Below are 11,388 nucleotides of genomic sequence, written 5' to 3'. Positions count from 1 at the left end.
CGATTAAATACCGCCTGCTTTTTTGGCTGAGTTCTATCTTTATTTGCACAGTATTTATAGTTAAATTGTGGAATTACAATGTTGGGATGTTGCACAATATTTAAGCGATGTCGATTAACACGCCCTGCTGTCTGAACTATCGACTGCACACTTGAAGCATCAATAATCGCCCAGTCAAAATCATGATCGCGCCCAACTTCTTCTACAGGCGTTGCAATCACAATCAATGGAATATCTATAGAGTTAGAGGTCTGAACGATACTTAATATCTCTTCATCCGTATAAATATGTTCATTTCCCGTTGGACGTTTTGTGCCATTTTTATGCCGTGTGAGCAAAAAGTCGAGTCGTTTTTCTTTGTGGAATCTTGAGATTAGCCAATCATGAGCATGGTAACAAGCAATCTGTGCATGTGGCAGTCGGCCTGATAAATGCTTTGCTAAATCAATAGCATGCTTGATATTTGCCACACGGATTAAACCAAATGAAAGTTTTTTGTCCTGTTTTTTAAGTGACCAACGATGTTGTTGATGTAGAGCTTCTGTCTGCTCCAAAATCGTCCTTTTCCATTGATCAACAGAAGGATTTTCAATACTGGCTAAACGTGCCAAACGATATGGCTGTTCTGCTTTAACCGTAAGAACGTGCTGCAACTCATCTAAATGCTGTTGATAAACCTGATTAAATACTGATGGTTCATGGCTTTTTTGTACCAGTATTTTAGGCTTCAATTCATTGTCTGCAATCGCTGCAATAAATTTTTGTGGTTCCTTATATAAGGCTGCGCGAAGCTCGACTCCTGATTCAAAAGCGCGGTAAATGCTATCTGCGACTGTTGCTGAAAGCGTTGCAGATGAACAAATGACATGACGACCATACATTGCAGCCAATTGGACTAAACGCAATACAGCGATTAATGATTTAGGTTCATAACCATCAATTTCATCTAAAATCAGGTCACTGCTCATAATTCTGAGCAATGCTTTAACATGATGCCCTTGTCGGTGTGGTTCGCCTGCCGCGATTAAATAATCAATCGTGGATACCAATAAAGGCGAGGCTAAAACATTTTGAGCAACTTTATCTACTCCCCTTTTTCCTTTGACTATTTTAGTAAATAGAGGATGCAACCACTGTGGTAAGTCTTGATCCTGTGCATAAGCATCAAATACAGGTTCTGGTAAATTTTCATCTTCATCAGCCACAGACGCATTTGCACGACTTTCATTAAATAACTTTTGGCTGACATGATCACCAATAATCACGGCAATTTCATCATCCGACAGATTCATGGAGCTTTTAAGTGCATCACCAGTCTGTAACGTTAATGAGCGAAGATTCAGTGCAATGGCAAGGCGTGGATCATTCGGTCTTAATATACATGCTGCACGCAGGTTCATTCTGGTTTTACCACTCCCCGTTCCTGCAATATTCAGCAATAAGCAAGGGGTATCTGGCATTTTATTGATTTGCTTTTGTAAGGCATGAGCAACCAAATTTTGCCACTGAAATCTGGGTAAAGTAGAAGGCTGACAGATAAACTCAACCGTTTGTTCACTTAAACCAGCAAGATTCAAATCTGTCATCATTTTTGTGGCAATATACGCAGCACGATCTCCAACCTGCTGCAAATGCCAATCCAGAGGTTGATCTTGCATTCGCTCCTTTTTGCCTTGTGGACTATTTTTTATCTTTGTATTGGCAAATAGGCTGACATTTTCAGGTTTTGTTTCAGAAAACTGTTCCGCAGAAACGGTATGGTCTGCATGAATGAGTGCTGCGCGGCTATGTAGTGCTAAAGCTTTCCAATATAACTGTTGATCTTCCGTTGCTTGGGTCATTTTCGCTAAGCGGGCCATACGGTTTTGGTGACTTTTAAATATGCTGTCATTTAAATCACCCGCACAGGTGAATTGTTCTACACGAGGATGTTTTTCCCTGACATGCAAATCCGCATTTGGATACCAGTTGTTATCTCCCAATAAGCCATGATGCGTCACCACCAAATAATCCACGGCTTCTAATTCATTCAGCAAAAATTGTTTTCTTATCTTAGTACGTTCGCCCAGGGTTAAATCTGTTAAGTTACGATCAATATTTTTCCATGCTTCTGGCCAATTCCAGTTATTTTTACGCATTTGCTGCAATAGTTTCATCGACAACCATTCATGTCGTACATCATCTTTGAGCATCTGCCCTGCCATCGCAGGACTTAATTTGCTTTGAAAGTGCTGAGAAGCCTTACCAATGTCATGTACATCACCTGCAGCACCTGCAAGTAAACTTGCTGCTCGAACCCATTCAGGCACTTGCAGCTGCTTTTGTTGTTTACATGTCGAAGCAACTGGATAAGCACCCTCTAAATTAAAACGATGCTTAGAACTGAACCGTACCGGGTTTGTCGGAGACTTTTTATTTAAGTTAGGCCACCTGACCTAACGGATTAATTTTATCATAGTACATTGCTTCAAAATCAAAAGGTGGCACATAACCTAGTGCACTATGTACACGCTCTTTATTGAACCAATCTACCCAATTTAATGTCGCAAGTTGTACATCCGCTAAACCTTGCCAATCTGCTTTTAAATATTCAATCACCTCTGTTTTGTATAAGCCATTCACTGTTTCAGCCAAAGCATTATCGTATGAATCACCGGTCGTACCGACTGATGCTCGTAAATTTGCTGCTTCTAAACGATTGGTATAGCGAATGGAAAGATATTGAACCCCTCTGTCACTATGGTGAATCACATTCTTTGGCATGTCTCGAGCATGTAACGCTTGCTCAAGTGCATCGAGCACCATATCTGTATTCATCCGTGTCGATACTTTCCATCCAACAATTGCTCGTGAGAAGACATCAATAATAAATGCAGTATAAACCCAGCCTGAATTTGTTTGAATATACGTGAAGTCAGCGACCTGAGAAGCATTGCTTCGCAAGGGTCAGGATGATCAGCACTAAAATTGCGTTTCACCAAGTCATCTGCTCGTTTTTGATCCTCTCGGCTACGGGTAGTTTGTTTATTCTTACCACGCCAAACACCTTGTATACCTAGTTTTTGCATCAATCGAGCAACTGTACAGCGAGCAATAACATAGCCTTCACGTTTCAATTTTTGCCAAACTTTACGCACACCATATCGACCTGAACTTTCCTTCCAAATTCGTTTAATTTGTTCAGCATGATGCAAGTCATGTAGATCTCGCTTTGCTCGATGTTCCGGGTTTTCAACGAAATCTAGTGTTCGATAATAGGTAGAAGCCGCGATCGGTAAAATCCTGCAAATCGCCTCAACACCATATAACGCCTTATTGTTATGGATGAAATCTACCATTATTTGTGTGGGCGGTCGAGCTCCGCCTGGGCGAAAAAAGCGGCTGCTTTACGTAGAATTTCGTTAGCACGTTGCAGTTCTTTATTTTCACGTTCGAGTTGTTTAATACGTTCTTGATCTGAAAGTTGCTGTACTTTAATTGGGTTTTGTTTATCTAAATATTTTTGATACCAAACACGTAGAGTTTCAGGAGTACAACCTATCTTGGGAGCAATAGCGGTGATCGCAGCCCAATTCGATGGATAATCTTTCTCGGATTCAATCAATAATTGAACCGCTCTTTCTCTGATTTCAGGGGTATATTTTACTTTTTTCATCGGGACATTCTCTCAAGAAAAGTGGTCTCCGACAAACCCGGTACGGTTCAAAAAAACCGTTTGCCATCGCCCAGATGGTTTAGAAGCCAACCTAAACCACCTGTCTGCTCGTAATAAGGTTTGCCATCGCCCAGATGGTTTAGAAGAAATGGGTCAGAGTTAATAATCACCGCATATGGTTTGCCATCGCCTAGATGGTTTAGAAGTGCAACTTTAGCGGCTGTACGCTCAAAAGAGCGTTTGCCATCGCCTAGATGGTTTAGAAGGATATCCAGGGGCACGAGCGAGCGGGCGTTATGTTTGCCATCGCCTAGATGGTTTAGAAGAAACGGCATGATTTTGGATTTAAAAACCACAAGTTTGCCATCGCCTAGATGGTTTAGAAGTAAACTTATCGTTCAATAAACTAAACAATGTTGTTTGCCATCACCTAGATGGTTTAGAAGTCTAGCGCTTCTAAAATGCGTTTATTTTTAGCGTTTGCCATCGCCTAGATGGTTTAGAAGATTGATTACAGTGATTTTCCAACTCTCAGGCAGTTTGCCATCGCCTAGATGGTTTAGAAGTTTTTTTAATTGCAGGCTTGTGCATACAAAGTGTTTGCCATCGCCTAGATGGTTTAGAAGACCGAACCATCTGGAATATCTTTCATCAATTCGTTTGCCATCGCCTAGATGGTTTAAACATTACACCCCTTATTATCAATCAAATTAATTTTCAAAGTAACTCTAAATAACGATGCACCCAATCAACCGAAATGCGCTCTTGCTCTAAACGCCTATTTTTAAATGTCTGTGCACGCAAATCATGAAATAATTTTAACTCGTCAGCAGTGAGATATTGTGGCTCACTAAAAATAGAGTCTGGTTCATCCCCCATATGATTTTGGAACTGTAACACTGTGGCTTCATCCATCATTAAAGCAATCACGTGTGGAATTTTTTGCCGAACCATACTTAAAATATTTAAACCTTCAGAGTCGATATCTCCCCAATAAAAAACCTGTTTATACTGTAACCACTTGGCCTTCATCCATGTAATATTTTTACCCCCACCACAAACCACAATACTATTTTCCAAGTAAGGGCACGCTAAACCTGACTGAATATTTTCAACTACAATTATTCGTTCCGCAGGTAACTCAAATTGATCTAGCACCTCTGTGGACAATTGAAAAACGGGGAGTCCTCCCAATTTTTCCTGCACATTTGGGCAGACGGGTTTGATCGTCAACCAACCTTTGGGGCTATCTAAGCAATCTAGCCATGCCAACAACCCTCCAGCCAGTACGATCTCATCATCATAAAGTACATTGCAAATTGCCTCCGCCAGCAATAAGTTCTGCTCAAGAAACTTCGTGTTTACAGCGCTTAATGGCAAGGCCCTTAAATAAAGCCCTGCCCCCATATTCGGTTTCAGCTGTTCAATCAGCTGAATCAACCATTGCCATTCTTGTTGGCTATAGCGTTCTATCTGCTCTAAATGATGAATTAAAGTTTGAAATAAACGGTGCTGATGACGATCATGCACAAAAGACTGCTTCAAAAAGCTGGATATTTTATCCAACCAGTTTTCAAGTTGTTGCTCTGTTCCTAAAAGCTCAGTAAGCTGCTGTAAAGAAAAAATTCGTAACTTTACTGGAACACGTTGTTCTGAAAGTTGTCGATACTGCCGTTCTTGCCATTCAACCAGTTCAGGATAAGCAAAATCTGTCCACGCTTTAAAAAAAGCATGAAAATGACCCAAATTATCTCTAGCTTGTTGGTCTGTGGGCACTTTCAGTGAAATTTCGATTGGAAAAGGACGTTGATTTAACAACCGCTGCTTTAAATTTCGACGATTTTCCCATTCTTTTTTATGCAAAATACCCAAAACGGTATTTGGAAGTAATCCCCACTTCTCAATTTTAGGCATCTAACTGCACCCCAAACTGTTGTGCCTCTCTATGCAGTTGCTGTTGTTTTTGCGCCATTTTTTCATCAATTTCCTGCCAAGTAATTTCACATAAATGACTTTCATGTTTCTCAATATCACGCTCGGCAATTAATAAAGAACGTGCTGACTCACGCGCTAAATTCAAGTTTTTATAAGGTGTGATTAAATTGACATGAATTTTCAACGCCTTAAATACTTTGAGTACTCGACGACTAACCGCTTCAGCTGTGTTTGAAAAAGCTTCATCTAAAAACACTGTACTGTAGATTGGATAATCATAGCCGTCTGGTGTTAATACATAAGCCAAACTCGCTGCCACAATGGTTCCAGCAAAAGATTCTTTTTCTCCGCCAGATTTACCACTCGATGACTCCAAAACATCTCGTATTTCTTCTGTAGCCAAATCGACTTCTTCTGCATAGAAAGACATTTGATGACGAGGATCAAGTAAACGCTGGCTTTCAAAAGTATGCGCTGTAACCGAGTTACTCGCTTTTTCTAAAATAGAAATTAATTCAGCTAACTTTTTAAAACGTTGTTCATATTCAATACTATTAATACTAGATATGACCCATTTTAGTTTTTGCTCAAAATCTATGACGTGTGGATACTTTTCCTTTTTGTATCCTAGTCTTAGATAGCTGCCAGACTTAAATTCTGTACGCCGTAAAACCTGATTAATTATGGCAATACGGTCAGTAATTTCTTCTCTATCTGCCTCAAGGCGATTCTGAATCACACTTAAAGACTGCATGGTATGTTTTTGCAGACGCTGTTCAAACTGTTCAACTAAGGCAGGCAAACCTTCCTTTTCTAGTTCATGAAAATAGGCAACGCAATCATCCAATGCGGCCAAACCAACTGCCCATTCACGTTGTAATGCAATATGTGACCATTTATCCTTGCCACGAAACTGACCAATAATGTACGTTGCGCTATTTTTTGCTGAGGTATTTTGGTTGCTGGTATGTTCAATTAAACGCTCTAGCTCTTTTTCCACAGCAGTAAGATAAGCATCCTCCAACCGAGGTGTTTCTCCTATACGCTGTAGCAGCAGTTCTCTGGCTTGTTCTGGGACACCTTGGTTTGCTGCCTTTTGCGCTTGTTGTTGTTTTTCTGCATCACTGAGTTTCTGTTTGAGTTTCCCCCAAGTGTGTTGTAACTGTCCTTTATGTTCCTGTAGTTGTTTTAACTCCTCTTTTGCAAGCTCCCAACGTTGTCGAGCTTGTTCAATATTGGTATCTGCCTGTTGTAAATGTTGCAAGTCATTGCTAGTCTGTTGCTGGCGCTCTGTCCAATAAGGAATATTTATCATCTCCCATTGGTAACGTAACATTCGCTCCCACAAACTCTTATGCTGTGTTACCTGATCTAGCACCTTACGCGATTGTGCAACACTCAAGGCATACTGTTCCAACTGTACCTCAAGTTTTTTTACTTCATGCTTTAATAAATCTAAACGTGAAGTATTGGAAAATCCCAAACACCAAATTTTTCGATCATCAATCCGCTGTTGATCTTTTTTCTCAAAACGTCCTTGCTCACGATGAATTAAGCCCTGTTGTGTCATAGAAAAAGGCGTTGTATTCATGATTGTTGTATCTGCCACACATTGCAGATCAAAGCGAAGAAGATGTTGTTTTAACCAATCACGATATGGATGCTCTTGCCAAACCAATTTCCGCAGAAAACCATTTTCTTTAAAATACACACTTTCTGTAGCATCAGGATGGATCACCTGTAAACGCACATGGGTTTTATTATGACGTGCATTCACCCATTGAGTGACCATCGAATAACGATCTTTCGGCACCAATAACGTTGTTTTTAAACCACCTAATGCTCTTTCAATTGCGCCTTGCCAGCTTTTTTCAGCCTCTTTTACATCAATGAGCTCACCAATAAACATTAATTCATGTTCATCAAAATCTAAATGCTGTCTAAGCTCATCTCTTAAACGCAATAAATGTACATCATGAATATTACTATTAGGTCTGGTTTCTATTTCTTGAATATCGCTTTGAGTTTCTTTCAGTTGCTGTTGCGTTTGTGCGTATTTGCCACTGACTTGAGCAAACTCATCTTGTCTTTGGGTTTTCTCTTGCCCAATATTTAGAAGCTGCTCATGGGCTATTTTTTGGTTATCAATTAAATTTTGCTCGGTTAAATCATCTTGCAATTGTAATTGCTGAGCATCTTCCTGATAACGTGAAGCCTCTATGGTTAATTGATTTAACTGACGCTGTATCAGTTCTAGCTCTTTTTGTAAATTTTCAATCCGATTACCGCCGACTCGTAAATAGTCTTCATGGCAACGCTCTTGTTGTTTTTCCGCATCATGTTCTTGTTGTTCTAATTGCTTAAACTGCGTATGTAATCGCTGTATCTCTTGCTCCAGCTGATGTATTTTTTCAGTCCAAAACTGAACATACAATTCACCTAAATATGCAGGAAAAGCTTGTTTTTCGAGCTGTAGATTATTCAGTTGCAGAGTTAACGCTGTTATTTGAGCAGCTAATCCAGGTAGTTTTTGTAAATATAGGACTTGTTCACGTGCATCTACCAAATGCTTATAGTTTGCCTCTAGGTCGGCAAACTCATTCACTGCTGTCTGCGCTAAAGCACGAACCTGACTTGGTTCTAAAACCAACTCACGAATTAATTTAGTCAAATCATCAATTTTCTTCAAACCTAAAGCACGTGATAACAACGCAGGGGCATTTTTATTATCCATAAATAAATATTTACGGTACATCTCCTGATAGTCTTCAAATTTGCTGTCAAAATAATGCACGCGTGCATCTGTTTTAGGATTAAAATGTTGTTTCAGCTGGCGAGTATTGCCATCTGCAAATTTTTCTAACACCTCCGTCAGTTGCACATTACGACTTGCAATCATATATAAACGGTTCACTTCACTCAGCGAATTTTGACCTTGCCCGACCCAAAACAATCCAATTAAAGTAATCATTGAACCGTCATCAGCGGTATATAGCGCTCTTAATGCTGTCGTCACTGCTTTTTCGCGCTTATTTTTTACTCGCGTTCCAGCACCATCATGTTCTGTGCCAAAACTACCCCGCATATAAGAAAGTAATGTGCGGTCTGAACGAGCACCCTGTGCAGCCGCTACGTTAAAACTGGCTTTATTGGCAGGTTGCAGCAATGCCATTAAACCATCAATAAAAGTGGACTTACCAGCACCATTATCTCCCGTAATGAGTGTTCCTTCAGGATCAATGCGAGCTGTATGCAAGTTATGGAAGGAGCCCCAGTTAAATACTGAAATTTCCGACAAGCGAATTTGGCCTTGTGCAAATAGAGTTGAGAGGGTCATTTCTTGCATGATGATTCTCCATGTTCTTGTTCGGATTGCTGCAACTTGGCCTTTGCTGATAATTGTTGATATTCAGATAATAAACTTTGTAAAAACTCGGCATTCACGACATAGCGGATAATTGGCGTGATTTCATAACGCCCTTCTTCACCACGCAGTCCTGTTAATACTTTTTTTCTCTATAAATTTATCTAATGCTGTATTTAATTTTTTACGATCTTTACTGTCATGATTCGTTAAAGGAATAAATGGAATTAAACTGCTCCGAATTCGCTCAACATCAATAATAATTTTTTGCTCACCCGCAGTTTCCCGTTCCTGATAATACTTCCGCAAAATAAGTAAAATTAAGGTGTCATATACAGTCAAAGTTCGTTTTCGTATCAGTACAGGAAAATCATCTAAAGGCTGGTTCTCATCTTCCTGTTCATCCTCAATACTTTCGAGATTGATGATATAAGCTACACCTTGCTTGGCATCCAAAACCAACTGGATATAAACCTCTGCCAAATGTCTACGAATTTCCGCTTCATATCGGCACAATAAATCAAAAAGTTTTAAGTTTTCTGCTGCAAGAATAACCCCTTGACGCATGAGATAGACCAATACCCGTCGGGCTGCATGCGGCATAAGTGCATCTATATCACGATCCTGAGCATGCTCCATATCTGTTTGATTATCTGCATGTTGTACCTCTGCCCCAGCTGTAGGAGACGAATTTTCTATAGGCTGATTAGCTTGGATTTCTATATTTTTCTCTGAATTTGAAGATGGTCTGCGTACCATTTCAAAGAAGTTGTCATGCTGTTGTATCTTATTTTCTGATCGCATCTCGATCTCCTTAAAGTGCCAGCTCATCTATATTTTTGGGAAATAAATCTGCACTCAAGTAATACACTGGAATACTGGCCTGCAAATGCACACCTGAACGATCCTTAAGTTCAACTTGCTCGGTATGCTGCATTTGTGGTGCTTTAATGGCTTTTGCTATACGCAAGTAAGCAACAAGCTCTTCAAGTCCCGCTTGTAAAGGATGTTCCTGTGTTAAATGGGCAATACTCATCACCCCTTTCTGTGCTAGCATTTGATATGCTTTTTCAGCAACAGCACGAACCCGTACATTGTCTAAGTACTTCAGCATCAGATCACTGGGTTCAGTCTTGTTTTGTTGCTCTTCAACATCACGCGTATCCATATGTTCTGTAGGACTTTTTAAAGCAAGGCTTTCAGGCGAATTCAACTGAATGGAACCCACAGCTAAATCTACTTGTACTTCTGTTTTTAAATCACATTCTGATTCCAACAAAGTCACTGCATTTTTTTCTAATTCCGACAACAATTGATCAATTAAACGATTTTCTAGTGCTGCACCACTTGCAATATAAGCTCTCAAACCTTCTTCGGTACGACGTCGGACTTGGAAAACTCGGCTACTTTCGCGTCCTAACTCACGCATTAACTGAGCTAAATATTTGCGTTGAGATTCGCTTAATTGCTGTGCAACAGGGTGATTCAAAATACTGCGTAACTGCTCTCTAAACTCAGTGGAACGATCTTGATCCTGAAGTAATAAACAAAACCCGTCAAAAGCACTGCCTGCATCACTTTGGGCAAGCAACTGCTCTTTTTCCATTAAACTTAGCAATACTTCTCCACGTGAATAAGCACCACTAATCATATCTAGACGCAACTCTTTATCTCGTAGACGAATCTCATCTTCGACCCGTCTAAAATCGCCTGTAAGAATGGAAGCAAGTTGATAAATTTCTCGTATTCTTTCTTTTTGTTCTGATTCTTCTAATTGTGTAACAACACCCGCCAACAAAGCATCTATTTCATTTTGAATCACTAATTTTTTTTGTTCGAGCAACTCCACTCGTTCTTCAATATTTTCACTCAATGCGACCACAAAATCACGAACCGCATCCTGCACAATTCTTAAATGTGATGCTGTGGTATGGGTTGCTCGCTCATCCAAGCCCTGACAAAAACGTAATACGGTTTCGCTAATATCCGTTTTACTCAGCTTGCCATCTATTTCTCTGAGCCAGCCTGAATGAATCCAATGATTTAAATAATGCGCTGCATTATTTTCTGTCTGCCAAATACCCTGCTCACGACTAGATTTAATCAACTCATCCAAGACATTTCTTGCACGGCCATAAGGGACTTCATTTTGTTCTGCAAATAAGTCAACAATGAACGCTAAAATATGTGGTGCGTTATCTGCTCTTAGTAATTTCCAAATTGAGTTTTCATGATATAAACGCCGATACTTGGCCTGTAACCCTAGAATATTCATGCCATTCCACATCATCTGTATGATGGTTATTTATTCTACAGTTATTTTTTAATCACCCAAGCAAATTACCAAGCAAGACGACACGAGTTGTCGCATAAAGTAAGATGATATAAACAATCACCTTACTTCATCGAAAAAAATAAAAAACAAACCTTATCT

At 39.8% G+C, this 11,388-nt stretch carries 3 protein-coding genes, 3 pseudogenes, 1 CRISPR repeat array and 1 other annotated feature; all 6 genes and pseudogenes read right to left on the bottom strand.

Annotation, left to right across the window (positions count from 1 at the left end; genetic code table 11):
* Positions 1 to 2,381, bottom strand: a pseudogene (gene cas3f, locus VF675_RS12700) (type I-F CRISPR-associated helicase Cas3f); the annotation flags it as partial.
* Between the two features lie 40 nt (positions 2,382 to 2,421).
* A pseudogene (locus tag VF675_RS12695) lies at positions 2,422 to 3,655 on the bottom strand (IS3 family transposase).
* Positions 3,264 to 3,380 (bottom strand) — a sequence feature (AL1L pseudoknot). (Overlaps the previous pseudogene by 117 nt.)
* 58 nt (positions 3,656 to 3,713) lie before the next feature.
* Positions 3,714 to 4,341: a CRISPR direct-repeat array (repeat unit 28 nt; unit sequence GTTTGCCATCGCCTAGATGGTTTAGAAG).
* Positions 4,342 to 4,372: 31 nt separating this feature from the next.
* The gene (locus VF675_RS12690; protein ID WP_440205317.1) at positions 4,373 to 5,569 is read right to left on the bottom strand and encodes a Wadjet anti-phage system protein JetD domain-containing protein; all 1,197 of its coding nucleotides are present in this window, start codon (positions 5,567 to 5,569) and stop codon (positions 4,373 to 4,375) included.
* A complete protein-coding gene (locus VF675_RS12685) occupies positions 5,562 to 8,936 on the bottom strand; it encodes an ATP-binding protein (protein ID WP_440205316.1) in 3,375 nt (1,124 codons plus the stop codon). Before VF675_RS12685 ends, VF675_RS12690 begins: the two co-directional genes overlap by 8 nt.
* Positions 8,924 to 9,758: pseudogene (locus VF675_RS12680) on the bottom strand (DUF4194 domain-containing protein). The gene VF675_RS12685 and the pseudogene VF675_RS12680 overlap by 13 nt, the downstream one beginning before the upstream one ends.
* 10 nt (positions 9,759 to 9,768) lie before the next feature.
* Positions 9,769 to 11,229: a DUF3375 domain-containing protein gene (locus VF675_RS12675; RefSeq protein ID WP_440205315.1), complete on the bottom strand. Its 1,461-nt coding sequence runs from the start codon at positions 11,227 to 11,229 to the stop codon at positions 9,769 to 9,771.
* Between the last annotated feature and the right edge of the window lie 159 nt (positions 11,230 to 11,388).

The sequence above is a fragment of the Acinetobacter sp. Lyrl_1 genome (genome assembly GCF_051948795.1).
GTDB classification, from domain to species: domain Bacteria; phylum Pseudomonadota; class Gammaproteobacteria; order Pseudomonadales; family Moraxellaceae; genus Acinetobacter; species Acinetobacter towneri.
Note: the sequence above shows the minus strand (reverse complement) of the source record. Positions and strands in the feature narration are given on the sequence as shown.

Excerpts from the sequence above, each read along its gene's own strand:
- VF675_RS12690 (WP_440205317.1), bottom strand. The coding sequence starts at position 5,569 with ATGCCTAAAATTGAGAAGTGGGGATTACTTCCAAATACCGTTTTGGGT.
- VF675_RS12685 (WP_440205316.1), bottom strand. The coding sequence starts at position 8,936 with ATGCAAGAAATGACCCTCTCAACTCTATTTGCACAAGGCCAAATTCGC.
- VF675_RS12675 (WP_440205315.1), bottom strand. The coding sequence starts at position 11,229 with ATGAATATTCTAGGGTTACAGGCCAAGTATCGGCGTTTATATCATGAA.